Raw genomic sequence first — 24571 nt, 5'->3', positions numbered from 1 at the left:
AGCGTGTGTGCGTTTTGATCCGGCAGAGCCCGCCATGAAAAAAAACCTCTTCGCTTTGACCGCACTGCTGCTCGCGTTTTCCCACGCGACCCTGGCGGCCACCCAGCCTCCCAGCCTGTGCCAGCCGAGCGCCTCGAAGTCGACGGCCAAGGCGCTGCTGGCCGCCGCAGAACGGCACCTGGCTGACCGTCCCAACCCCCTGGCCCATGTGCACACTGAAGGCACACTGCCCCACCACGGCATTCGCGAGCAAAGCATTGCCGCCGAAAAAGACTGGCCGGTGATGCGCCAGGCCGCGCTGGCGTGGCGGTTGAGCGGCGACCCACGTTACCTCAGGCAAGTCGACGACTACCTTGGCGCCTGGGCCGATGTGTACCAACCGGACTTCAACCCGATTGACGAAACCAACCTCGACCAGCTGATCAATGCCTATGCGCTGACTGCCGATAACCTGCGCCTGGAAACCCGCGCAGCCAGCCGCCGCTTGATCAGTGATCTGGGTAACGGCTACCTCGCGCGTATCCAGCAGTTCCACGGCCAGAACAAAGGCACGCAAACCAACAACTGGCAAAGCCATCGCGTCAAGTTGATCACGGTGGCCGCCGCTGCACTGGGCGACCGGACGATGCTCGAGCAGGCCCACCAGGTGTTCAAACAGCAGATGGCCGACAATGTGTTGCCCGATGGCTCGGTCACCGATTTTCACGACCGCGATGCCCTGCACTACGTGGTCTACGACCTTGAGCCTCTGGTGCAAGCTGCCCTGGCGGCCAAACCCTATGGCGGCGACTGGCTGAACCTCAAGGCCAATGGCGCGTCCCTGGGGGCCGCCCTCGATTGGCTGGTGCCGTATGCCAATGGCCAGCGCAGCCACCAGGAGTTCGTGCACACCCACGTGCAATTCGACAAGGACCGCGCCGGGGTGGGCGAAGCCGGCTACAGCGGCACCTGGGAGCCCAAAAGCAGCGCCACGCTGTTCTGGCTGGCGGCGCAACTGGACAAGCGCTACCTGCCTGTGGCGACGCAATTGGCCGCCCACCCGGCCGATTGGATCAGTGCCTGCTATTTGCCGTAAGCGCGGCTAGACTGGCCGGGTTGCTCTTTCAAGGGATTGACCATGCTTGTTGTATTCAGCGGCCTGCCCGGCACCGGCAAGACCGCGATTGCCAGCCAACTGGCGCGCCAGATCGGTGCCGCCTACTTGCGCATCGATGTGATCGAACAGGCGCTTCGGGACGCGGGCGTGTTAGCGCAAGGTGTAGGTGCCAGCGGCTACGGCGTGGCCAATGCGCTGGCGTTGAGCAATTTGCGCTTGGGGCACACCGTCGTCGCAGACGGTGTGAACCCGGTCAGGGAAAGCCGCGAGGCGTGGAAAGCGGTGGCGATTCAAGCAGGCGCCGCGTGGGTTGATATCCAGGTGATTTGCTCTGATGAGCGAGAACATCAACGCCGTGTTGAACAGCGTGCGGGGGATATTCCCGGCCTGACTCCGCCCGACTGGCGGTCCGTATCGGCGCATGAATATGAGGCCTGGGATCAAAAGCCACTGACGGTCGATACCGCCCATGTGACAGCAGATCAGGCGGTGGCGTTGATCCTGGCGCACCTCAAACCCGAGGCGAATGCGCTGGCGCCCGATGGGGCGCTAAAGGGGTGACGGCCGCGCAGTCCAACCAAGGGCAAGCGCCCTCGCCCTGCGTAGGTGGCATTTTTTAAAGCACTGCTCCCATCGCCTTCATCAACACTGGATCGCGCCCATAAATATCCGGCGCGTAGACCAGGCCGCCCTGGCGATCGACTTCGACTGTCCAGTACCCCAGCAACACCGGCACCGGCGTGGCGAGCCTGAACTCATGGGTCACGCCGGTTGCCAGCAGTTCATCGGTGCGAGCGCGTTCGGCCGGGCTCACCAGCAGATCACGCAGCAGCAACGGCTGTTCCACCCTCACACACCCCGAACTGAACGCCCGTGGGCCTTTGGTGAACAACGGTTGGCTGGGCGTGTCGTGCAGGTACACCGAGTACGGGTTGGGAAAGCGCATCACGATCTTGCCCAATGGGTTGCGCGGGCCGGCCTCCTGGCGCAGGAGAATGTTGCCGGGGCGCGACCAGTCGACTTGATCGGGCGCCAGGGGGTGACCCTGGGCGTCAAGCACTTGCAGGTTTTGCTGGCGCAGGTATTCGGGGTTCAGACGGATAGCCGGGAGCTTGTCCTCGCGCATGATGGTGGGCGGGATGGTCCAGGTGGGGTTCAGCGTCAACCGGGTGATGCGCGATTTGAGCAGCGGCGTCTGACGCTCCGCGCGCCCGACTTGCAGGCGGGTTTGCCACACCGGAATGCCGCTCTGGTAAACGCTCAATTGCGCGGCGGCTACGTTGACCAGCACGCCTTCAGGCTCAAGGTCCTGGGCGAGCCAGCGAAAGCGCTCCAGGTTGATACGCAGTTGGTCGCGGCGCATCGCCGGGCTGATGTTGAGTTCGGCCACGGTGCCGGCGCCGATCACGCCGTCGGCCTGTAACGAGTGGCTGGCCTGGAAGGCCTTGACTGCCTTGACCAGCTCGTCGCGGTATTGCTTGCCAGTGCCGCTGGGCACTTTGGCCAGGTAGCCACCGCTGTGCAGGCGCCGCGCCAGTTCCGGCACGCGCGGGTCTTCCATGCCGGGACGCAAGAGTGGCCCGCTGGCAACCGGGTCCCAATGCGGCAACGGTTGCAGGCGCACCGAGGCATAGGCATTGCGCAGGCTGCGGTACAGATCGGCGCTGGGCCGCGCCTGGTCAAAGGCTTGCGCCATGTCTTGCAGGCCGGCGCCGGCGAAGGCCAGCACGTCGGTATTCGGGTCGCGGGCGGGTGGCTGGGAATGCCACAACGGCTCGAAGCGCGATTGCTGCAGGCGCCCGTAATGCAAATCCTGCAGGGCTTGCAGGTACTGGCGGCTGGTGTCGATGTCGCTGCACAGCACGTTGGCCGTGGCATCCGCCGTGGGCAGACTATAGTGGCTGGGGTCCAGGCCGTCGTCGGCCAGCGTCAGCAACTGGGTGTGCAAGGCTTGGCGGCGTTCTTCGCCAGACCACAGCGGCCCATCACCCTGCTGCTGATAGAACGCCTGCAGGCGCGCCAGGGCTGCGGCGTCGATCTGCGGGGCGAGGCTGGGGCACACACTGGGCAACTGCGCGAGGGCCTGTTGCACCGGACTGACGGAAATAACCGGCACGGCGCCCATCGGCAGCTCATCAGCCGTCGCGACCAGTGGTGCAACGAGCAGGCAAATGCTCAAGTAACATGCGTGTTTTTTGAACAATTGACTTGGCTCCAATCCACAGCGGGGGACGCTTTGTAGATGCTGACTTTTATGTGTCGCTTCGGTTTGATCACCGTCACGCTGGCAACGTTGAGCAATTTTGCGCTCGCCGCCAATGGGAATCCTCCTAACTTGTATAGCAGCCTGGCGCGCTCGGCTCCAGAACTCAATCCCGCCGTACTGAAAAGCGCCCTGAGCGCGGTGCAGTGCGCGGTCAATAACGGCGAGGAACGGTCAGAGCGCCTAGCGGTTATTGACTACTCCCAACCCTCGACCGCCCGTCGGTTATGGATTTTCGATTTGCGCAAAAAGACCCTCGTGTTGCGCGACCTGGTGGCCCACGGTGCCAAGTCCGGGGAAAACTTCGCCACGCAATTTTCCAATCTCGAAGGCAGCCATCAGTCCAGCCTGGGCTTGTTTCGCACCCAGGAAAGTTACCTCGGCGCCCACGGCTACTCGTTGCGCATGGACGGCCTGGAGCCCGGTTTCAATGACCAGGCACGCGACCGTGCGCTGGTGATTCATGCCGCCGACTACGTCAACCCGGCGTGGAGCAAGCGCGAAGGCCGCATCGGCCGCAGCCAGGGTTGCCCGGCGGTGCGCCCGCAAGTGGCGCGCCAGGTGGTGGATAAACTCAAGGATGGGCAGTTCATGTTTTCCTGGTACCCGGACCAGCGCTGGTTGAAGTCATCGACGTATCTGAACTGCAAACCCCAACAAGTGGCGAGTAGTCGTACAATCCGTGGTGGTTAGCCTGTCCCCACAGATAAAAGAGAGCGCCGCATGCTTCTACATACCTCCACCTGGATCGAGATCGGGCAGTTTCTGGAACGCAGCCGCACGGTGGTGATTCCCATCGGATCCAACGAACAACACGGCCCCACCGGCCTGCTGGGCACCGACTGGATGTGCCCGGAGATCATCGCCCACGAGGCGCAGAAGAACGCCGACATCCTGATCGGCCCGACCTTCAACATCGGCATGGCCCAGCACCACCTGGGTTTTCCCGGCACCATTTCCCTGCGCCCTTCCACCTTTATCGCCGCCATTGGCGACTGGGTGCGCTCGCTGGCCGGGCACGGTTTCGAGAAGATCCTGTTCCTGAATGGCCACGGCGGCAATATCGCCACCATTGAAGCGGCGTTTTCCGAGCTGTACGCCGAAGCCAGTTTTGCCCGCCGCCCCGCCGGTTTCGCGCTCAAGCTGGTGAACTGGTGGGACCTGGAAGGCGTGCACGATTTGGCTCAACGCCAATTCCCGGTGGGCCACGGCAGCCATGCCACGCCGTCAGAAATTGCGGTGACGCAGTGGGCGTACCCGCAATCGATCAAGTCCGCCGAGTATTCTCCGCAAATCGCCAATACCGGGCCGATCCGCGAAGCGCTGGACTTCCGCGCCCGCTTCCCCGACGGGCGAATGGGTTCGGACCCGGCGCTGGCGACGGTGGAAAAAGGCGGTGAGTTGGTGGCGTTGGCAGCCAAGGGGCTGGTCAAGACCGTGAACACCTTCAGCAGCGAAGCAAAACCCTAGGCCCGGCCCATCGCAAATGTGGGAGCGGGCTTGCTCGCGAAACGGTGGATCAGTCAATAAATGTATCGACTGATACGCCGCCTTCGCGAGCAAGCCCGCTCCACACATTCAAACCCCCAGGCGTGCCTGGATTATTTGCAGTCCTGCGCCGCCAGCTCCAGCCGCGACGGTTTGATTGCCGAGGCCAGTGGCTTGCGCTCGTACAGGAACACCTTGGTGCCGTCCTGGGACTTGTAGGCCTCCAGCACATCATCGGCAGCAATCTTGCTGGTCAACACCACCTTGGCGTGGCGCGAGTTCTGCGTCACCGTCGAGGTGATGCCGCGTTTTTCAAGCTTGGGCACTACGCACTGCACATAGCCTTCAGGGGTTTTGTCGGTTTGCAGGGTCAAGCTTGGAGCGTTGGGAGCCGTGATACAACCGGTCAGCAACAACGAAGCAAAAGCCAGGGCCGGGACGAAAAAAGAGCGCATAAACATTCCTGAAAATAACCAAATAGGGTTCACAACGATCCGCGCGTCATCCCGCGCGGACCAGGGCCTTTAGCGACGCATCAAACTGCTTCAAGGCATCGAGCTGTACATCACGCTGTTGTTCAATCTGCGCGGCAATGTCCGGGGCCGCCTTGTCATGCACCCATACCGACGGCACCTGTTTGTGCACCGAGCCTTCAGCCTTGGCGATGTATTGCAGGTCGGCGTCATAGAACCGCGCCACAAAACGCGCCTCGACCTGATCGTTACGCTGGGTCAGCAATTGGTTATGGGTATCGAGCATCACCACCACATCCGGGTGAGCCTGCACCAGCTCATCCAGGCTGCTGTAGACCGTGACGATGCGAAACGTGCCCTGCAATGAACTCATCAGCCAATCAATCGCCAGTTCCGGGTCGGAGCTGTTGACGAACGCCTCGCGGATGCGCCCGTCAAGGGCATCCTTGGCGCCGTTCATGGCCATGGCGTGGTAGCGTTCAAGGTAACTGAGGTTGTCGCGGGTGTTTTCGCTGTACAGCACACCCACCGACTGCGCGCGCTGCAGGGAGTCTACGCTACCGACGAGTGGCAGCAAATGGCCCGTAGGCAGATCATCAGCAAATGCGGGGCTGGTCAGAACCACACTGCCGAACATCAGCATCATTAAACCCAGTTGGATAATCGTCCTCATCGCGCATTTCCTTGATCAGCGTCTCGATGCGCTGATTCTGCGCTTTTGGCATAAAAACAGAACTTGCGATGCTTGATGGTGACTATCATTTGAACCGATAGTGTCGCGTCTCCCGACCTCTATAAAACTATAAGGACCACGCCATGAAGCCCCACCAGAAAACCTTCGACCGCATCCGCGAAGCCGTACTGCCGGAGTTTCGCGAGCGGGTCGCCGATTACCTGGTCGATTATGAAGACGTGCTGCAGGACGAGGCCGCCGACGCCGACCAGCGTTACGCCAGCGCCCAGCAATTGCGCGGCTACCTGCGGGGCTTGAACACCACCCGAGTACTGGGCATGGCGGACTGGGAAGACCTCGACCGGCGCGTGTCCCAGGAATGGATGTAAACCCTTAGAGCGCTGGGCGTTGCAGGTTGACCCATGCCTGCACTGACGGCCGCTGCCATTGGCGCTGCGCGTAGTCCACCCATTCGGTGGGCACACTGTCACCGTTGAGGATCAGGCGATTGAGCATCACCGCCAGGTTAAGGTCGGCAATCGACCACTCGCCGAACAGGTACGGTGGGTTGCCGGCCAACAGCGTCTGCGTCGCACTGAACAACTTGCGTACGGCCGCTTCGGCGGCGGGCGACAACGGCGGCATCTTCTGCCCGTAAAACACCACCAGCGTCGAGCGCTCCTGACGGATCGCCAGCAAATCACTGCGCAACCACGCCTGAACCTGCCGCGCCCTCGCCCGCTGCTGTGGGTCAGCCGGGTACACCGGCGTTTCGGGATAGACCTGTTCCAGGTATTCAGTGATAGCGCAAGATTCCGACAGGGCAAACTCGCCTTCCACCAACGTCGGCACACGCTGGGTCAGCGACAGTTGGGTAAAGTCCGCCGTCTGGTTTTGCGCGGTGTTCAGGTCCAGGGTGAGCATGTCGAACGCCAGGCCTTTTTCGCGCAGGGTGACAAACACCGACATCGCGTAGGGGCTGGTGAACTGGGAATCCACATAGAGGCGTAACGGGTGCGGGTGCATGGCAGGTCTCCTTGGGTGAGCACCCACGCTACGAGAGGCGGGGCAATAAAGACAATGGCGGTTTTTTATGGGGGCATTCCTGGCGGGAATAGCCTCGATAGTGGCAATATCGCATCGATTCGCTAGTTTGCGAAAACGCCCCGCCATTCGAAGCTTTCAAGGAACGATCAGCTTATGAAACAAGCAGTTGTCGTCATACACGGCATCGGCGAGCAACGCCCGATGGACACCCTGCATGGCTTTGTGGATGCCATGATTCCCGCCGACACGCCCGACGGCACGCCCTTCTACTGGAGCAAGCCGGATCGGCTGTCACGCAATTTCGACCTGCGCGTCTTGAAGTCGTCCGGCCGCACCAGCACGGATTTCTACGAGTACTACTGGGCCCACAAGATGCAGGGCACCAAAGTCGGCCACCTGCTCAGTTGGCTCTGGGACATCTTCAAGCGCCCACGCCGCGATATTCCCGACGCCATCGTGCCGATCTGGCGCACCACGCGCTGGACGGTGATGCTGCTGGTGCTGCTGATCGCCAGCGGCACCCTCGCCACGGCCTGGGGCCAGTTCGATCACGGCGACAACCCGTTCGCGCTGGTGCCGTTGCTGCTCGGCGCTATCGGCCTGGCGCTGCGTTACTCGGCCCTGTCCTACCTGGGCGACGCCGCCCGTTACCTGAGCCCCAACCCGCAGAACGTGGTGGTGCGCGAGCAGATTCGCGCCGACGGCGTGGCATTGCTGCGGGCCCTGCACAACAAAGGCGATTACGACCGCATCATCGTGGTCGGCCACAGTTTGGGCAGCGTGATCGCCTACGACATCGTCGGTTATCTGTGGCACGAACATCACGATCAGCTGACCCAAGTCATTCCAAGCAACCGCGAACTCGCCAGCCGTTATGCCAATCACGAAGCGCTGCAGCCGGTCATCAAGGACACGCTGCCCAACGCCGGCGCCGCGCTTGACGGCAGCCTAGGCAGCATTTTGAAATTTCGCGAGCAGCAGACCGAAGCCTTTATCGAGCAGCGCGGCCTGGGCAACCCGTGGCGCATTACCGATCTGGTAACCGTCGGCAGCCCGATGGCCCACGCGAGCCTGTTGCTGGGGCGCAGCGTCAGTGACTTCCAAAAACGCATGGAGCGCCGCGAAGCCCCCGCCTGCCCGCCCACTCAGGACGAAAAGGGCTACGGCTACAACGCCCGTCATCCGGTGATGCTCGGCCAGAAACCCTTCACGCCCCAGTATTTGCACCACGCGGCAGCATTTGCAGTGACGCGCTGGACCAACCTCTACTTTCCCGCGCCCTATGGCCTGTTTGGCGACATCGTCGCAGGCCCGGTCAGCCCGGTGATGGGCGCAGGCGTGCTGGATTTGCCGGTAACCGTGGGCTCGCGCAAAGGCTGGCTCGCCCGCTCATGGCTCAGCCACACCCACTACTGGAGTGAGCGCGGCGGTGCCCAAGGTTACCTCGGTGCGCTCTCCACGGATGAGCACGCAATCACCCAGGGTCCGCGTCCGTCAGCCACCGAAGCGTTGCGCTGGGCCGTTGACCTCAAGGGCCTGCGGCGCTTGCGCCCGGCGCGCGCCAAGGAAAGCCTGACGCAGGCTTAGCCGGCAAAACCGCCTTTATCGAGAAACTCACGCTCTTGCGCCGTGGTGCCCCTGGCCAACACTTCATTACGGTGTGGAAAGCGCCCAAACCGCTCGATGATCGCGGCATGCTCCTTGGCCCAATGGTAGGTGCTGGCATCCAGCTGCTGGTTCAGCACCAACGAGCGCTGCTGATCGGCGGGGTCTTCCGAATGCTCGAACGGCAAGTAACAGAACGCCCGCAGCTCGGGCGCGATCAATTGGTCCAGGCCAGCATCGACCATCCGCCGCGCGTACAAGCGCGCCAGCGGGTCGGTGGCAAACATGTGCGCGGTGCCACGAAAGGCATTGCGCGGGTATTGATCCAGCAGGATCAGCAAGGCCAGCGCGCCGTGTGCCGAATCCAGCCAGCCCTCCAGTTCGCGCCGGGCCGCTTGCATATGCGTGGCATGGAAGGTGTCGCGAAAGGCCGCGTCAAACGCGTCGTGCTTGGCGAACCAGCGCTTGGGGCCTGCCTGCTTCCAGAACTCGATCACCGCCTCGGCCGGTTGCCCGTTGATGCTCGACATCATTACCTCCCATTGGCTTGCAGATTTCATCATTGACGCCGGCAGAATCCATTAAGTTTCCGCTCTGGAGCCGCTCCTGCTTCGCAGCGGTCGTGCCATCGCACATAGGGTTTACCGGATGATTCACCGTCTTGCCCAGGTTTTCAGTGATTCCAATGGCCACGTGCGCACCAAGCTGTTTGGCATTTACGGCATTTTGGTCGCCATTAACGTCGGCGCCTGGCTCTGGGCGCTGGCGGCGTTTCATCAGCACCCCGTGTTACTGGGCACTGCCCTGCTCGCCTACAGTTTCGGCCTGCGCCACGCGGTGGATGCCGATCATATTGCCGCCATCGACAACGCCACCCGCAAGCTTATGCAAGAGCACAAACGCCCGGTGGCGGTGGGGTTCTTTTTCTCTCTGGGGCATTCGTCGGTGGTGGTGCTGGCCTCCATTGGCGTGGCACTTACAGCCGCCCATGTCGAGGCGTTCAAGGCGGTTGGCGGTGTGATCGGCACGTCAGTGTCGGCGGTCTTTTTGCTGGTGATCGCGCTGATGAATCTGGTCATCCTGCGGTCGATCTACAAGGCCTGGCGCCACGTGCGCGAGGGCGGCGCCTACGTCGATGAGGATGTTGACCTGCTGCTGGCCGACCGCGGTTTCATGGCGCGAATCTTCCGCCCGCTGTTTCGCCTGATCAGCCGCAGTTGGCACCTGTACCCGCTGGGTTTTCTGTTTGGCCTGGGGTTTGACACCGCCACCGAAATCGCCCTGCTGGGCATCTCCGCCACGCAGGCGGCGCAGGGCTTATCGCCGTGGTCGATCATGGTGTTCCCGCTGCTGTTCAGCGCCGGCATGTCGCTGGTTGACACGCTGGACGGCCACTTGATGCTCGGCGCCTACGGCTGGGCGTACATGAAGCCGCTGCGCAAGCTCTACTACAACATGAGCATTACCTTGGTCTCGGTGGTCGTGGCGGTGATCATCGGCAGCATCGAGGCGCTGGGGCTGATGGCCGACCAGTTGGAGCTCAAGGGTGATTTCTGGGGCTTTATCGGCAACCTGAACGACAGCTTCGGGATGCTCGGCTACATCATCATCGGGATTTTCGTCGCCAGCTGGGCGGCGTCGGTGTTGCTGTACCGCTTGAAGGGCTTCGACCGGCTCGCCTGAAGTCGAGAAGCAGGTCAGCCACATTCGGGACTGACACACTGCAATCGCGGGCAAGCCCCTCCCACATGTTTAAACCGCGTTACGCCAGCTCAGCGCGCAGTTGACGCGCCGCGGTGACCATATGAACCAACGCCGCTTCTGTCTCCGGCCAGCCGCGGGTTTTCAAACCGCAATCCGGGTTGATCCACAGGCGCTCGGCCGGAATCCGCTGGGCGGCCTTGCGCAGCAAGTTGGCCATTTCCGACGCATCCGGCACGCGCGGCGAGTGGATGTCGTAGACGCCCGGGCCGATGTCATTGGGGTACGCGAACGCTTCGAACGCGTCCAGCAACTCCATGTCCGAGCGCGACGTCTCGATGGTGATCACGTCGGCGTCCATCGCCGCGATGGACTCGATCACATCGTTGAACTCGCTGTAGCACATGTGCGTGTGGATCTGGGTTTCGTCACGCACGCCGCAGGCGCACAGGCGGAACGCTTCGGTGGCCCAGTCCAGGTAGTGTTGCCACTGCGCCCGGCGCAACGGCAAGCCTTCACGGAACGCCGCTTCGTCGATCTGCACGATCTTGATGCCGGCCGCCTCCAGGTCAACCACTTCGTCACGAATCGCCAGCGCCAGTTGACGCGCCTGCACTTCGCGGCTCACGTCTTCACGCGCAAACGACCACATCAGCATGGTCACCGGGCCGGTCAGCATGCCCTTCATCACCTTGCTGGTCAGGCCTTGGGCATAGCGAATCCACTCCACGGTCATGGCGTTCGGGCGGCTCAGGTCGCCGAAGATCACCGCCGGTTTCACGCAGCGCGAACCGTAGCTCTGCACCCAACCGAAGCGGGTAAACACGTAGCCGTCGAGTTGTTCGGCGAAGTACTCGACCATGTCGTTTCGTTCGGCTTCGCCATGCACCAACACGTCCAAACCGAGGTTTTCCTGCACTTGCACGGCGTGCTTGATCTCGCTGTGCATCGCTTCGACGTACTCGGCTTCGCTCAACTTGCCGGCCTTGTACGACTGGCGCGCCAGGCGGATCGAGGCGGTTTGCGGGAACGAACCGATGGTGGTGGTCGGCAACAGCGGCAGGTTCAGGCCGGCACGTTGCTGCTCGATACGCTGGGCAAACCGCGACTGGCGCTGACTGTCCTTGGCGGTGATCGCCGCCACGCGGGCTTGTACGGCAGGTTTGTGAATTCGCGTTGAAGCCGCGCGAGCCGCTTGCACGGCGCGGCTCTGCGCCAACGCGGCGCGTACATTCGGCGCCTGCGGCGCGTTGACGGCCTGGGCCAGCACCGCCACTTCCGCGCACTTCTGCACGGCGAAGGCCAGCCAGCTTTTCAGCTCGGCATCCAGCGTGTCTTCACGGCCCAGGTCGACCGGGCTGTGCAGCAGTGAGCAGGACGGCGCCACCCACAAACGATCACCCAACTTTTCATGTGCGTGCTGCAAGGTCGCCAAGGCTTTTTCCAGGTCGCAGCGCCAGACGTTGCGGCCATTGACCACGCCCAGGGACAACACTTTGTAAGCCGGCAGGCGATCAAGAATGGTCGGGTACTGCTCCGGTGCACGCACCAGATCGATGTGCAAACCATCGACCGGCAGGTTGGCGGCCAGGCCGAGGTTTTCTTCCAGACCACCGAAGTAGGTGGCCACGAGCTTTTTCAGCGGGTCGCGCTGGATCAGGTTGTAGGCGCGCTCAAAAGCGTTTTTCCAGTCTTGCGGCAAGTCCAGAACCAGAATCGGCTCGTCGATCTGCACCCACTCAACGCCCAGGTCAGCCAGGCGCTGAAAGATCTGGCCGTACAGCGGCAGCAGGCGATCGAGCAGGTCCAGCTTGTCGAAGTCACCGCCCTTGGGCTTGCCCAACCACAAGTAGGTCAGCGGGCCGATGACGACCGGCTTGACGTTGTGGCCCAGGTCACGGGCTTCCTTGACCTCTTCAAACAGCTGTTCCCAACCCAGGTGGAATTGCTGGTCAGCACTGAATTCAGGCACCAGATAGTGGTAGTTGGTATCGAACCACTTGGTCATTTCCTGGGCGTGGGCACCGCCGCAGCAGTTGTCGCTGACGCCACGGGCCATGCCGAACAGCGTGTGCAATGTGGCTTGGCCGTCGGCTGGGCGGAAGCGCTCAGGGATCACGCCGAACATCAAGGAATGAGTCAGGACCTGGTCGTACCAGGCGAAATCGCCGACCGGCAACAGCTCGATGCCGGCCTGCTTCTGCAACGCCCAGTGAGTGTTGCGCAGGTCACGGCCAACGGCGCGCAGGCCGGCTTCGTCGAGTTCGCCCTTCCAGAACGCTTCCTGCGCTTTTTTCAGTTCACGATCGCGTCCAATGCGCGGAAATCCCAGGGAATGAGCGACTGCCATGACTTACAACTCCAATGTCGATATTTGATGGCAGCCATTGTCGACACCCACTCATCGTGAGACAAACTCATTCTATTCCAGATGATCACAAGATTCGTTCATGTTGAAGCGACGTGGAGATAGAACGCGTGAAACATGAAATACGCACAGCCGGCCAACGCCAGTCCCATGCAGCGGTTGAATACGGTGAACGCCGACGCGCCGTTAATCCGCCGCCCCAACACCGCGCCCAGCAAGGCGTAGACCCACGGCGCGCCGACCGCGCCCAGCCCCAGCAAAGCCGAAACCCCGGCGATGGACGCGCCGGTGATATGCGCCGCCGGAAACATCACGCTGGTGATCGGCAAGACCGCCACGATGCCCTTGGGGTTGAGCAACTGAATCACCAGGCCATTCCAGAACGTGAGGGCCTTGCCGGGCGTGCTTGAAGTTTCTTCAACCACCGTGCGGGCAGTGAACACCTGATAGGCGAGGTACAGCGTGTACACCCCGCCGACCAGCGAGATATACGGCAGCGCCGCCTGGGAAATGATCGCCTCGCCGGTGTAGCCAAACAGCACGAACATCAACAGCATCGCGCAGCCCACGCCGAGGTAGAACCCGCTGGAGCGACGGAATTTGCCGGTAAGCCCGGCGTTCAGCCCCATCAGGTTCACAGGGCCGGGGCTGTACATGACGCTAAAGGCGTAGAGGAAAATGTCCATGGAGAAACCTGCCGTAGAAGAAGTCCGGCGAGTCTACTGAGGCGCTTTGCGCTGAATCTTGTACGTTTGTGGTTCAGCGTTGCGCCTGGTGGGCGAACCACGCCATGACCATGCTGCAGCCTGCGTGGGACTGCCTGCGGTTGCACACACAGCGCGTACACCCCGCCCGTCGCCAATGGCTCGCACCCAGGCCAATGCCGACCTGCCGAAACTGGCCACGCACGACGCACTGATCGACGCCGACTATTTCAAGCGCGTCAACGACACCTACGGTTACGCCGTCGGCGATGACGTGCAGTGGGCTTGCTGTGGCAAACAGGCTTCCTGTGGCGAGCGGGCTTGCCCCGCGTTGGGCTGCGCAGCAGCCCCGATAAGAGCGCCGCATTCAGTCAGGCACATCGCGCCAGCCGGGTTCAGGGCGGCTTCGCCCCCCAACGCGGGGCAAGCCCGCTCGCCACAAGAGGCCCGCTCGCCACGCAAAGTCGATTTGCCACAAGCGCCCTGCTCACCCCAGCAACTCATTCACCCTGGGCGTGGCGCACTGGAATAAACTGTGGCGGTATTTACTGGGAGGCACCAAAACATGGATGCAGTGACCCAAGGCAGCTGCCTGTGCGGCGCAATCAGTTATCAGGTGTCGACCCCTTTGAAAGCGGTCATCCACTGCCACTGCAAAAAATGCCAGAAAGCGCACGGCGCGGCGTTCGCCACGTATGCCAGCGCCCCTCGGTCAGCCGTCAGTATCAACGCCGCTGCGGATGTGCTTCGACGCTATGAATCTTCAGCGGGCGTCACTCGCCAATTCTGCTCGCGGTGCGGATCATCGCTGTTCTGGTCTGACGCCCATGGACGTTTTCCAGAATGGATATCTATCGCGGTCGGCACCCTCGATAGCCCTTTTACTGCGCACAAGCAGACGCACAGCTGCATTGAATCCAGAGCTGCGTGGTTTTGCGGAGAAACGGTGTGACCCACGCCAGCGAAGACGTTGCGATACGCAAACTGGAAGAGCTTCCCGAGCAAATCCACGCGCTGCAAGCGCAGGCTGTCGCCGAAGGGTTCAGGTTCCTGACGCGGCTTATCAGCGAATGGGAAAACCGTACGAATCGGTTTGATCAGCCGGGTGAATGCCTTTTCGGTGTGTTTCGCCACGGCCAGTTGATTGGCGTCGGCGGTGTGTCCTGTGACCCTTATGCGGGTCCCGGGGTCGGTCGGCTACGCCGGGTGTACATCGCGCCCAGCATGCGCGCACAGGCAATCGGCAAAGCCTTGGTCAAACGGCTACTGGCGCACGCGGCGGCGCATTTTCAGGAAGCACGGCTCACTACCGATACGCCGCAAGCCACGCAGTTCTATCTGCGTTGCGGTTTTCAACGTATCGATAACGACCACGCGACGCACGTAATGTCACTGATCGCGCTGAAAGCACGGGCCTCAAAAGAGCCATGAGGCACCGTGCATCGCGCACTTACAGCAACGGAATCGAATAACTCACAAACACCCGATTCTGATCCTGGTCGCGCGCCACTTCACTGCGCGACACGCCGTTGCGCCAGCCAAACCCGACGTTTTTGAACGTGCCACTCTGCACCACGTAATCCAGGGAGATGTCCCGTTCCCATTCGCTGGCAGTGTTGCCGGCGGTGGTGAGGATATGGTCGCCTTTCAAATACATCACCGACGCCTTCAGGCCAGGCAGGCCCAGCGCGACAAAGTCGTAGGCGTATTGCGCAAAGGCGGTGCGTTCGCCGGCCTGGATGAAGGTTTGCACGGTGCGGTCGGTGTAAAGGTACAGGCTCGAACCGCCCTCGCCTTTGTTGACCAGGCCACCCTGGTTGAGTTGGGCAAAGTTGCTGTCGTCGGAAACTTGCTGGTAACCCGCGGTGATCGCGTGCGGGCCCAGCGAGTAGATGAACGCGGCGCTCCAGGTGTTGTTGTCGATTTCGCCGTTGCCCTTCCGGGTATAGCCGCTGAACTTATAGCCTTCGGCACGCCCGGCGGCAGTGCTGTTCTTGCCGTCGGAGGTGGTGTTGAAATAACGCAGGTCGGTTTTCAATGAGCCGTAATCGCCCAACGGCAATACATGGATCAACCCGGCAAAGTGCTGTTGGTAATAGTCTTCGAGGTTGGCGTAGTAGTACTGGACCAGCAGGTCCTTGTTCACTTGGTAGTCGAAACCTGCGTAGTTGAATTTATTGCTCTCTTGCGTGCCACCCGCGGCCGCCAGGCCACTGCGATCGCTGGAGCCACGGCCGGTGGTGTGTTGCAGCTGGCCGCCGATCAGCGTCAGGTTGTCGATGTCTTTGCTGGTGACCTGCGCGCCCTCGAAGGATTGCGGCAGCAGGCGGCCATCGTTGCTCACCAGGATCGGCAAGTTCGGGCGCAGGTAGCCGTAGCGCAGTTCGGTCTTGGCAAAACGCGCCTTGGCCGTCGCGCCACCGCGCGCCCAGCTGTCGGCTGCCTTGCCGTCATCGGTGGGAATCATCGAGCTGCCCACGTGGCGGCCAGCGCCGCTGTCGAGGGTTACGCCGAGCATGCCGACGGCGTCCAGACCAAAACCGACGGTGCCGTCGGTAAAGCCCGACTGGTAGTTGAGGATAAACGCCTGGCCCCACTCTTCGGTCTTCGACGGTGCGGCGGCGCCGTCGCGGTTGTCGTTATTGAAGTAGAAGTTGCGCAGGCCCAAGTTGGCTTTGCTGTCGCTCAAAAAATCAGCCGAGGCCAAGGGGCTCAGGGCAATACCCAGGCCGCCGGTTAATACACTCAGTACATTCAAAGTAGCTTTCATCAGGACGAACTCCGGCGCGGAATCCAGGTTCCGGGCGCGTAAAAAGGGCAGCAGGATGCACGCGACCAACTTAGGTTGGCCGCCGCGTTAACCAACGTTTAAGTGCTTAGTTGAGTGAAGTGAACCTCCGTAAAACCTCAGTCAATCAATCCATGAGCGTCATAAAACGGATACGGCCCCGGGTAGTCCCCGAACACGCCGTTGTGGCTGATCAACCCGTGCTGCGCATCCCAGCGGTGCAGCAGGTAGCCGGCCGGTTCCAGGTTGAAATGCGCAGGCGCGGCGTCTTGCAGGTCAAGCACGATCTGGTGCGAGGTGCCGGGGCACACGCAACTCAGGCTGCCGCCAAAACGCCGTTGCATCGGGCGGTGCAAATGCCCGCACAACAGGCGCTCCACGTGTGGGTGGCGGGCGACGACGCGCTCCAGGGCGGCGGCGTTGATAAAGGGTTCGCGGTCCATATGGCCGATGCCGCTGCTAAACGGCGGGTGATGCAGGATCAGCAAGGTTGGTGCCTCGGGGCGCAGCGCCAATTGCGCGTCGAGCCACTGCAATTGGCTGTCGAGCAGTTGGCCGCCGTGACCACCGGGAATGGTCGAGTCCAGGCCGATCAAGCGCAGCGGATGCTCATCCACGACCCAATCCAGCGGGCCGTCTGCCGACGTCGGCAGATAAGCGTGATCGCCGAACGCATCCAGTAACGGCCCGCGCGTGTCGTGGTTGCCGGGCACCAGGTAGCACGGCATGTGCAGGCGCGCCAACTCCGGGTGCAGCACGGCGTATTCATCGGCGCGGCCAAAATCCACCAGGTCGCCGCTGATCACTACGATATCGGGCCGTGGGTGACTGGCGTTCAGATGGTCGACGGCGCGGCGCAGTGCCCCCAGGGTATCGACCACGCCATAGGTCAGGCGGTTACCGGCTTTAAGGTGCAGGTCGCTGATCTGCGCAACAAGAAACGGACGGTTCAAAATAAGCTCTCACGCATTCAGGGTGAACACCACGTGCGGCGCGATTGCCAGGGCAATCGGCGCGCCGACGCGGTGCAGTTGGTTGTCGCTGCTGTCCACCAGCAGCAGTTGCGGGCCGCCCACATCCACCAGCAGGCGGCTTTGTGCGCCCTGGAAGAACTGCGCGACCAGATGGCCGTGCAGGTGCCCTTCGTCTTCCATCACGCGCAGGTGTTCGGGGCGGCAGTACACGGTGCTCGGTAAGTCGGCGCCGTGCCACGGCAGTTCGCCGCCGCAGACTTTCAGGCCGTGGGCAGTCCGCGCCAGCACAGAAAAGGCATTGAGGTTGCCGACAAAGCCTGCGACAAACGCATTGGCCGGTTGCTGGTAGATCTCCCGAGGGCTGGCCAGTTGCGCGATACGCCCCTGCTCCATCACCAGGATGCGGTCGCCCAGCGCCATGGCTTCGCTCTGGTCGTGGGTGACGAACACCGAGGTGATGCCAAGCCCGCGCAGCAGTTGATCCAGCTCGCTGCGCAGGCGCTCGCGCAATTGCGCATCCAGGGCGGCCAGCGGCTCGTCGAGCAACAGCACTTTGGGACGCGGTGCCAGCGCGCGGGCCAAGGCCACACGCTGACGCTGGCCGCCCGACAGTTCATGGATGCTGCGCTTGCCGTGGTGCTGCAAGCCCACCAGTTCCAACAGTTCCTCGCAGCGCTTGTTGCGCTCAGGCGCCGACACGCCGCGAATCTTCAGGCCGTAGACGATATTGCCGGCCACGTCCAGGTTGGGAAACAGCGCGTAATTCTGGAACACCATGCCCACATCACGGCGCTCGATGGGCAGGCGCGTGACATCTTGATCGCCGAAAAACACCTGGCCCACGTCCGGGCGTTCCAGGCCGGCAATCAGGCGCAAGGTGGTGGTTTTGCCACAGCCGGACGGGCCGAGAATTGCCAGGGTTTCGCCGCCTTCGACGCTCAGGTTCAGGTCATGCACGGCCACGGTGCCGTCGGCGAATGCCTTGCGACAGCCCTGCAGGCGAATAGTGATAGCGGTCATCGACGCTCTCCACGGGACAAACGAGCACTGATGGCCTGCAACGCAATCAGCAGCGGCACGATCATCAGCAAAAAGATAAGGGTGTAGGCGCTGGCGATTTCCAGGCGCGCCGAGGCGTAGCTGTCGGCCAAACCCACCGGCAGCGTCTTGGTCATCGGCGTGTGCAGCATCCAGGTCAGGTTGAACTCACCCAGGCTCAGGGTGACCACCATCAGCACGCCGGCCAGAATGCCCGCCCGGCAATTGGGCACCACCACGCTGAAAAAGCGCTTGATCGGCCCCGCGCCGACGCTGGCGGCAGCCTCTTCCAATACCGGCAGTTGCTGACGTTGCATCACCGCCATCACCGGGCGCACCAGGAACGGCAAGGTGAACAGCACATGGCCGACAAGGATGAACAACCAGCTGCTGCGGAACGTGCCGAATTGGCCGTAGGTCAGCAGCAACGCCAACGCACTGGCCAAACCCGGCATCGCCACCGGCAGCACCATCAGCTCTTCGAAGGCTCGGCTGAAGCGGTTGTTCATGCGCACCAAGGCATAGGCCGCCGGCACGCCGACCACGCAAACGCACACTGCACAGGCCAGGGCCAATTGCAGCGACAGCCAAACCGTGGGCGAATAGGCCTGCCACACCTGCACCAGCCAGTCGAAGGTCAAGCCGCTGGACAGGCCGACGAAGAAGTTACGCGTCAGCCCGGCCAGCAACGACATCAACACCGGCACCAACATGAAGGCGCACACCAGCAGGGTAAACAGCAGTTGCACCACAAACAGCGATGAGCGCTTCACAGGACCGTCCCCGCGTTTTTCACCAGGCGACGCGTGAGCAGCAACACCGCCCAGGTCACTGCACCGAGCACCACCGACAGCGCGGCGGCGACGGCAAAGTTGGCGTAGTTGGTGAACACGTTGTAGATCGCCACGGGCGTGACATTCAGCCGCGTGCCCAAGGTAAAGGCGGTACCGAACGCGCCCATGGACGTGGCAAAACAAATCGCCCCGCACGAGGCCAACGCAGGCGCCAGCCCCGGCACGATCACGTCGCACACCACGCGCCAATGCCCGGCGCCCAGTGAGTGCGCGGCTTCTTCCAGGCTGCGGTCGAGGCTTTCGCACGCGGCCATCACCGTGAGGATCACCCGCGGGATCGAGAAGTACAGGTAGCCGACAAACAACCCCGCCAGCGAGTACGCGAAAATCCAGCGCTCACCGGCCAGTTGCAGGCCCAGGGCCGCAAACAGGCCTTGGCGACCGGCCAACAGGATCACCAGAAAGCCCACCACCACGCCAGGAAACGCCAATGGAAAGGTGAGCAATGCCACCAATGCCGAACGCCCGAAGAACTGCTGCCGCGCGAGGAATACACCACTGATGCCGCCGATCAGTAACGCGGTGAGCGTCACAAACACGGCCAGCACGCAGGTTTGCGCCAGGCTGCCCAGGTACTGCGTGCTGCTGAGCACCTGCCAATAGCCGCTGCCGTTGCTGTCGCGGCGCTCGGTGCCCAGCACGATCAAATGCGCCAGCGGCAACAGCCAGAACGCGAACAGCACCGCAAAGGCCGGGGCCAGTGCCCAGGCGGCATGTTTTGCCGAGGTTGCCACTTACTTGACCTCGCTCAGGTAACGGGCGGCGAAGGCTTCCTGCACAGCGGCCATTTTTTCGTAGTCCACCACGCCAGCGCGGGCGTAGTCGCTGTCGGGCAGGAACTGCGCGGCGACGTCGGCCGGCATTTTCATTGCGCGCACCGGGCGCAGGTAGGCCTTGGCCCACAGTGCCTGGCCTGCATCGGAGAGCACGAAATCGAGGACCTTTTCAGCGTTGGCGCGGTGCGGCGCGTTGGCCACCAGGCTCATCACGTACGGCACGCTGATGCTGCCTTCTTTGGGAATCACGAAGGCAACGTTGGCGTTGTCCTTGTAACGCGCGCGGTAGGCGTTGAAGTCGTAGTCCACCAGAATCGGCAGCTCACCGGACAGCACCCGCGCATAGGCGGTTTGCTTGGGCACAATGGGCGCGTTTTTGGCGAGCTTCTGGAAGTAGTCGATGGCCGGGGCGAAGTTATCCAGGTCGCCGCCCAAGGCGCGGTTGATCGCCACGGCGGAGACGTAGCCGACAAACGCGCTGGACGGGTCGAGGTAACCGACCATGCCTTTGTACTCAGGCTTGAGCAGGTCGGCCCAGCTTTGCGGCACGGGCAAGCCGCCCAGTGCATCGACGTTGACCATGATGCCCAAGGTGCCGGAGTGAATCGCAAACCAGTGGCCGGCCGGGTCTTTCAGGCCGGCCGGAATCTGCTCCCAGCCTTTGGGCTTGTAGGTGCCGACCACGTCGGCTTTTTGCGCCTGCAAGCCGAAGGTCACGCCGTAATACACCACGTCGGCCACCGGCGCGGCTTTCTCCGCCACCAACTGCGCCAGCGACTGGCCGGAGTTCTTGTTGTCGAGCGGCACCTGCACGCCGGTATTGGCGGCGATGGCCTTGAGTTGGCTGCCCCAATCGGCCCAGTCGGGTGGGCAGTTGTAGCAAATCGCGGTTTCGGCGGCCTGGGCCAAGCTGGCCATGCCGCACAGCAGCACGGCTGCCAGGGTTTTACTGAACGCGCGCATCAGGTGTCTCCTCAAAGGGTTGAGTGCTGTCGCCGGGCCGGATATGGCACGGCAGGCAATGGGAAATCGGGGCGTTGCCGGCGATCTGCGCCAGCAATTGGTCAATCACCGTGCTGGCCAGCAGGCCGATGGGCTGCACCACGCTGCACAGCGTCGGGTGCATCTGGGTGCCGAGGGCGATGCCGTCAAAGCCCATCACCGAGAGTTGCTCGGGCACATTCCAGGCGTTGCGGCGCAACTCGGCGATCAGGCTGATGGCCAGAAAATCGTTGGAACACACCAGCGCGGTCGGCGCCTGCGGGCCTTGGAGGAACGGCTCGATTGCCGCGAACTCGGCCTGGGTGTGAGCCGGCATTTCAATCACCGCGCGGCTTTTAAGCCCGTACTCGCGCATCGCGTCGCAATAGCCGGCGTAACGCAGGCGCGCACGGTCGGACTGCAACGCGGGGCCGGCGACCATGCTGATGCGCCGGTGCCCGGCTTCGAGCAAATAACGCGTGGCCAGGGCCATGCCCGCGCGGTTGTCGACCGACACGGCGCTGTAGCTGGGGTTGCTGGGTTGGTGATACGCCAGCACGAACGGTGTTTGTTCGCTGACAAGGCTGTTGAGCACGCTGTTGCATTCGGCGTCGGTCACGGTTAACACCAGCCCGTCGACGCGCTGGCGCAGCAACTCTTCCACCACAATGCTTTCGCGTTCGCTGCTGTAGTCGGTGGTCGCCAGCAGCAGGCTATAGCCGCGCAGCCGGGCGGCACGCTCCATGGCCTGGAACTGCTCGGCGAACACCGGGTTGAGCAGGTTGGGCACCACCACGCCAATCAGCTGGGTGGTTTGCAGGCGCAGTTGGCGGCCGAGCAGGTTCGGCCGAAAGCCCAGCTCGCGGGCGGCGGCGAACACTTGCTCACGGGTCGCCGGGCGCACCTGGTCGGGGGAAGCAAAGGTGCGGGCGGCGGTGGCGCGGGATACCCCGGCCAGCTGCGCAACGTCTTTCAGGTCAGTCATGGTCACTCGCTTGAGATCGATCTCATTGGCGAGGACAGTAACGGCGGAATATGGCAGTAGCGTGGTGCCAAGATGACGGTTTGATGGCAGCGCCCCCGTGCTAAATGTGGGAGGGGGCTTGCCCCATCAGATCGGTGTGTAGCCACAGATAGTCATACTCCGCGGGTATGCTTGGAAACCGGCGCAGCAAAATCCGCCCGCTAACCTTTCGATCTGATCCAAGTGCGGGCACAATGCGTGTCCTTTTTTGGCAGGCACCGCCGCAGGCTCTCAAAAATGATCAAAACGCCGTACTACCTCATCGATAAACAGAAACTTCTGGTCAACATGCAGAAGATTGCTTACGTGCGCGAACAGTCCGGCGCCAAGGCTTTGCTGGCGCTCAAGTGCTTTGCCACCTGGTCGGTATTCGACCTGATGCAGCAATACATGGACGGCACCACCTCGTCGTCGCTGTATGAGTTGAAGCTGGGCCGTCAGAAGTTCGAAGGCGAGGCGCACGCCTACAGCGTGGCCTGGGCCGACGATGAAATCGAAGAGATGCTGGAGAACTGCGACAAGATCATCTTCAACTCGATCAGCCAGCTGCAACGCTTTGCCGAACGCAGCGAAGGCAAGACCCGTGGCCTGCGCGTGAACCCACAGGTGAGCAGCTCCGACTACCTGCTGGCCGACCCTGCGCGCCCATTCAGCCGTTTGGGCGAATGGGACCCGGTGAAGATCGAAGGCGTCATCGAGCAGATCTCCGGTTTCATGTTCCACAACAATTGTGAGAACGGCGATTTCAGCCTGTTCGACAAGATGCTCGGCACCATCGAAGAACGCTTCGGCGCGCTGCTGCACAAGGTCAAGTGGGTCAGCCTCGGCGGCGGCATTCACTTCACCGGCGAAGGCTATGCCATCGACGCGTTCTGCGCCCGTTTGAAAGCGTTCTCCGAGAAGTACGGCGTGCAGGTTTACCTGGAACCGGGAGAAGCGGCGATCACCAACAGTGCTTCGCTGGAAGTCACCGTGCTCGACACCCTCTACAACGGCAAAAATCTCGCCGTGGTAGACAGCTCCATCGAAGCCCACCTGCTGGACCTGCTGATCTATCGCCTCAACGCCAAGCTGGCGCCGAGCGAGGGTGAACACACTTATATGGTGTGCGGCAAATCCTGCCTGGCCGGGGACATCTTCGGCGAGTATCAATTTGATCGTCCGCTGGCCATCGGCGATCGGCTGTCGTTCATCGACACCGCGGGCTACACCATGGTCAAGAAAAACTGGTTCAACGGCCTGAAAATGCCGTCCATCGTAGTGAAACAACTCGACGGTACTGTCGAGGTGGTTCGTGAATTTGGTTACGACGACTACCTGTCCAGCCTTTCGTAAGCTGGCGGATAAAGGAGAGATAAAGCAATTGAAAAAGAACGTTCTTATCATTGGTGCAGGAGGTGTCGCCAAGGTGGTGGCCCACAAGTGCGCGCAGCACAACGACGAACTCGGTCGTATTGCTATCGCGTCGCGCAACATCTCCAAATGCCAGGCCATCATCGACAGCGTCAAGGCCAAGGGTAGCCTCAAGGTGCCCGCCGACATCCAAGCCTTCGCGCTGAACGCCCTGGACGTGGAAGCGACCAAGGCCCTGATCCGCGAGACCGACTCGCAGATCGTCATCAACGTAGGTTCCGCCTTCCTCAACATGTCGGTGCTGCGCGCCTGCATCGATACCGGCGTTGCTTACCTTGACACCGCCATCCACGAAGAGCCGGGCAAGGTCTGCGAGACCCCGCCGTGGTACGGCAACTACGAATGGAACCACCTGCAAGAGTGCAAACAGAAGAACATCACCGCCATCCTAGGCGTGGGCTTCGACCCGGGTGTCGTCAACGCGTATGCCGCGCTGGCGCAGCAACAGCATTTCGACCGCATTGATTCGATCGACATTCTCGACGTCAATGCCGGCAGCCATGGCAAATACTTTGCCACCAACTTCGACCCGGAAATCAACTTCCGCGAATTCACCGGACAGGTGTGGAGCTGGCAGAACAGCCAGTGGACCAGCAACACCATGTTCGAAGTCAAACGCACCGACGACCTGCCGGTAGTCGGTTCGCAAAACCTGTACCTGACCGGCCACGATGAAGTGCACTCGCTGTCGAAAAACCTCGACGTGCCCAACGTGCGTTTCTGGATGAGCTTTGGCGAACACTACATCAACGTGTTCACCGTGCTGAAAAACCTCGGCCTGCTCTCCGAAAAACCGGTCAAGACCGCCGAAGGCCTGGAAGTGGTGCCGTTGAAAGTGGTCAAGGCCGTACTGCCCGACCCGTCTTCGCTCGCCCCTGGGTACACCGGCAAGACCTGCATCGGCGACCTGGTCAAAGGCAGCAAAGATGGCCAGCCGCGTGAGATGTTCATCTACAACGTGGCCGATCACGAAGAAGCCTTTGCTGAAACGGACAGCCAGGGCATCTCCTACACCGCAGGCGTACCACCGGTGGCCGCAGCGCTGCTGGTTGCACGTGGCGAGTGGGATGTGAAACACATGGCCAACGTCGAGGAGCTGCCGGCTGAGCCGTTCCTTAAAGCGCTGGACGTGATGGGCTTGCCGACTCGGATCAAAGACGAGAACGGCGACCGTGCGTGGGATGCGATTGCCTGAACAGGCGATTGCTGACTGAACAAAAAAATGCGCCCTTGGGGCGCATTTTTTGTTTGGGCATATACAGACCCGGAATCCAATGAAGATTCAAAATGTGGGAGCGGGCTTGC

Annotated in this window: 25 protein-coding genes and 1 pseudogene; 12 read left to right on the top strand and 14 right to left on the bottom strand. The window is 61.9% G+C overall.

Translation table 11 applies throughout. The features are described 5' to 3' along the window. Positions 1 to 34 precede the first annotated feature (34 nt). Together NTD89_RS16490 and NTD89_RS16485 are read left to right on the top strand one after the other, a co-directional pair. The gene (locus NTD89_RS16490) at positions 35 to 1075 is read left to right on the top strand and encodes an alginate lyase family protein (RefSeq protein WP_262208631.1); all 1041 of its coding nucleotides are present in this window, start codon (positions 35 to 37) and stop codon (positions 1073 to 1075) included. A gap of 42 nt (positions 1076 to 1117) precedes the next feature. After that, the gene (locus NTD89_RS16485) at positions 1118 to 1657 is read left to right on the top strand and encodes an AAA family ATPase (protein WP_262208629.1); all 540 of its coding nucleotides are present in this window, start codon (positions 1118 to 1120) and stop codon (positions 1655 to 1657) included. Positions 1658 to 1712: 55 nt separating this feature from the next. On the opposite strand, the gene NTD89_RS16480 is transcribed toward NTD89_RS16485, so the two are convergent. Next, positions 1713 to 3299, bottom strand: a complete 1587-nt coding sequence (locus tag NTD89_RS16480) for a murein L,D-transpeptidase (RefSeq protein WP_262208628.1) — start codon at positions 3297 to 3299, stop codon at positions 1713 to 1715. A 39-nt stretch (positions 3300 to 3338) separates the two neighbouring features. Here NTD89_RS16480 and NTD89_RS16475 point away from each other — a divergent pair, with 39 nt between their 5' ends. Further along, positions 3339 to 4052 (top strand): murein L,D-transpeptidase catalytic domain family protein, encoded by a 714-nt coding sequence (locus NTD89_RS16475; RefSeq protein ID WP_145164484.1) that lies wholly within the window; start codon positions 3339 to 3341, stop codon positions 4050 to 4052. A gap of 30 nt (positions 4053 to 4082) precedes the next feature. Then, positions 4083 to 4829 (top strand): creatininase family protein, encoded by a 747-nt coding sequence (locus NTD89_RS16470; protein WP_119741790.1) that lies wholly within the window; start codon positions 4083 to 4085, stop codon positions 4827 to 4829. Positions 4830 to 4960: 131 nt separating this feature from the next. On the opposite strand, the gene NTD89_RS16465 is transcribed toward NTD89_RS16470, so the two are convergent. Both NTD89_RS16465 and NTD89_RS16460 read right to left on the bottom strand, forming a co-directional pair. After that, the gene (locus NTD89_RS16465) at positions 4961 to 5302 is read right to left on the bottom strand and encodes a hypothetical protein (RefSeq protein ID WP_145164486.1); all 342 of its coding nucleotides are present in this window, start codon (positions 5300 to 5302) and stop codon (positions 4961 to 4963) included. A 46-nt stretch (positions 5303 to 5348) separates the two neighbouring features. Beyond that, a complete protein-coding gene (locus tag NTD89_RS16460) occupies positions 5349 to 5993 on the bottom strand; it encodes an ATPase (RefSeq protein ID WP_145164487.1) in 645 nt (214 codons plus the stop codon). A 143-nt stretch (positions 5994 to 6136) separates the two neighbouring features. On the opposite strand from NTD89_RS16460, the gene NTD89_RS16455 reads away from it, so the two are divergent. Beyond that, the gene (locus NTD89_RS16455; protein ID WP_145164489.1) at positions 6137 to 6382 is read left to right on the top strand and encodes a hypothetical protein; all 246 of its coding nucleotides are present in this window, start codon (positions 6137 to 6139) and stop codon (positions 6380 to 6382) included. 4 nt (positions 6383 to 6386) lie between these two features. On the opposite strand, the gene yfcF is transcribed toward NTD89_RS16455, so the two are convergent. Further along, complete coding sequence (gene yfcF / locus NTD89_RS16450) at positions 6387 to 7019, bottom strand: glutathione transferase (protein ID WP_262208627.1); 633 nt, start codon at positions 7017 to 7019, stop codon at positions 6387 to 6389. A 174-nt stretch (positions 7020 to 7193) separates the two neighbouring features. On the opposite strand from yfcF, the gene NTD89_RS16445 reads away from it, so the two are divergent. Next, positions 7194 to 8627, top strand: a complete 1434-nt coding sequence (locus NTD89_RS16445; RefSeq protein WP_262208625.1) for a lipase family protein — start codon at positions 7194 to 7196, stop codon at positions 8625 to 8627. Here the strand turns inward: NTD89_RS16445 and NTD89_RS16440 are convergent. Next, the gene (locus tag NTD89_RS16440) at positions 8624 to 9175 is read right to left on the bottom strand and encodes a DUF924 family protein (RefSeq protein ID WP_262208623.1); all 552 of its coding nucleotides are present in this window, start codon (positions 9173 to 9175) and stop codon (positions 8624 to 8626) included. The two genes, NTD89_RS16445 and NTD89_RS16440, sit on opposite strands and share 4 nt — an antisense overlap. A gap of 118 nt (positions 9176 to 9293) precedes the next feature. Here NTD89_RS16440 and NTD89_RS16435 point away from each other — a divergent pair, with 118 nt between their 5' ends. Next, positions 9294 to 10328, top strand: a complete 1035-nt coding sequence (locus NTD89_RS16435; RefSeq protein ID WP_262208622.1) for a HoxN/HupN/NixA family nickel/cobalt transporter — start codon at positions 9294 to 9296, stop codon at positions 10326 to 10328. Positions 10329 to 10407: 79 nt separating this feature from the next. Here the strand turns inward: NTD89_RS16435 and metE are convergent, their stop codons facing one another. After that, positions 10408 to 12696: a 5-methyltetrahydropteroyltriglutamate--homocysteine S-methyltransferase gene (gene metE / locus NTD89_RS16430; protein ID WP_262208620.1), complete on the bottom strand. Its 2289-nt coding sequence runs from the start codon at positions 12694 to 12696 to the stop codon at positions 10408 to 10410. Positions 12697 to 12794: 98 nt separating this feature from the next. Continuing rightward, the gene (locus NTD89_RS16425; protein WP_262208618.1) at positions 12795 to 13400 is read right to left on the bottom strand and encodes a LysE family translocator; all 606 of its coding nucleotides are present in this window, start codon (positions 13398 to 13400) and stop codon (positions 12795 to 12797) included. 178 nt (positions 13401 to 13578) lie between these two features. Here NTD89_RS16425 and NTD89_RS29550 point away from each other — a divergent pair. The 3 genes and pseudogenes from NTD89_RS29550 to NTD89_RS16410 form a co-directional block, all read left to right on the top strand. Further along, positions 13579 to 13950: pseudogene (locus tag NTD89_RS29550) on the top strand (hypothetical protein); the annotation flags it as partial. Between the two features lie 33 nt (positions 13951 to 13983). Beyond that, positions 13984 to 14370 carry a GFA family protein gene (locus NTD89_RS16415; RefSeq protein WP_262208617.1) on the top strand — a complete coding sequence of 129 codons (387 nt, stop codon included), beginning with the start codon at positions 13984 to 13986 and terminating at the stop codon, positions 14368 to 14370. Beyond that, complete coding sequence (locus NTD89_RS16410; protein WP_262208615.1) at positions 14367 to 14849, top strand: GNAT family N-acetyltransferase; 483 nt, start codon at positions 14367 to 14369, stop codon at positions 14847 to 14849. Before NTD89_RS16415 ends, NTD89_RS16410 begins: the two co-directional genes overlap by 4 nt. Before the next feature lie 19 nt (positions 14850 to 14868). Here NTD89_RS16410 and NTD89_RS16405 read toward each other — a convergent pair whose 3' ends face one another. The 7 genes from NTD89_RS16405 to NTD89_RS16375 all read right to left on the bottom strand — a co-directional run bounded on the left by NTD89_RS16405 (position 14869) and on the right by NTD89_RS16375 (position 21814). Then, positions 14869 to 16188, bottom strand: a complete 1320-nt coding sequence (locus tag NTD89_RS16405) for an OprD family porin (protein WP_262208613.1) — start codon at positions 16186 to 16188, stop codon at positions 14869 to 14871. 137 nt (positions 16189 to 16325) lie between these two features. Continuing rightward, a complete protein-coding gene (locus tag NTD89_RS16400; RefSeq protein ID WP_262208612.1) occupies positions 16326 to 17159 on the bottom strand; it encodes a phosphodiesterase in 834 nt (277 codons plus the stop codon). A gap of 9 nt (positions 17160 to 17168) precedes the next feature. Next, a complete protein-coding gene (locus tag NTD89_RS16395) occupies positions 17169 to 18200 on the bottom strand; it encodes an ABC transporter ATP-binding protein (protein ID WP_262208611.1) in 1032 nt (343 codons plus the stop codon). Then, positions 18197 to 18991 (bottom strand): ABC transporter permease, encoded by a 795-nt coding sequence (locus NTD89_RS16390; RefSeq protein ID WP_262208610.1) that lies wholly within the window; start codon positions 18989 to 18991, stop codon positions 18197 to 18199. The genes NTD89_RS16395 and NTD89_RS16390 overlap by 4 nt, the downstream gene beginning before the upstream one ends. Then, complete coding sequence (locus NTD89_RS16385) at positions 18988 to 19806, bottom strand: ABC transporter permease (protein WP_145164516.1); 819 nt, start codon at positions 19804 to 19806, stop codon at positions 18988 to 18990. Before NTD89_RS16385 ends, NTD89_RS16390 begins: the two co-directional genes overlap by 4 nt. Continuing rightward, a complete protein-coding gene (locus tag NTD89_RS16380) occupies positions 19807 to 20811 on the bottom strand; it encodes an ABC transporter substrate-binding protein (RefSeq protein WP_242197398.1) in 1005 nt (334 codons plus the stop codon). After that, positions 20795 to 21814, bottom strand: a complete 1020-nt coding sequence (locus NTD89_RS16375) for a LacI family DNA-binding transcriptional regulator (RefSeq protein WP_262208608.1) — start codon at positions 21812 to 21814, stop codon at positions 20795 to 20797. Before NTD89_RS16375 ends, NTD89_RS16380 begins: the two co-directional genes overlap by 17 nt. A 276-nt stretch (positions 21815 to 22090) precedes the next feature. On the opposite strand from NTD89_RS16375, the gene NTD89_RS16370 reads away from it, so the two are divergent. Together NTD89_RS16370 and NTD89_RS16365 are read left to right on the top strand one after the other, a co-directional pair. After that, complete coding sequence (locus tag NTD89_RS16370) at positions 22091 to 23188, top strand: carboxynorspermidine decarboxylase (RefSeq protein ID WP_145164522.1); 1098 nt, start codon at positions 22091 to 22093, stop codon at positions 23186 to 23188. 28 nt (positions 23189 to 23216) lie between these two features. After that, positions 23217 to 24461 (top strand): saccharopine dehydrogenase family protein, encoded by a 1245-nt coding sequence (locus tag NTD89_RS16365; protein ID WP_145164524.1) that lies wholly within the window; start codon positions 23217 to 23219, stop codon positions 24459 to 24461. Positions 24462 to 24571: the final 110 nt, after the last annotated feature.

This window comes from Pseudomonas sp. 14P_5.3_Bac1, from assembly GCF_025466135.1.
Taxonomy (GTDB): domain Bacteria; phylum Pseudomonadota; class Gammaproteobacteria; order Pseudomonadales; family Pseudomonadaceae; genus Aquipseudomonas.
The sequence above is the reverse complement of the archived record's forward strand: the minus strand, read 5'-3'. Positions and strand labels throughout refer to the sequence as shown.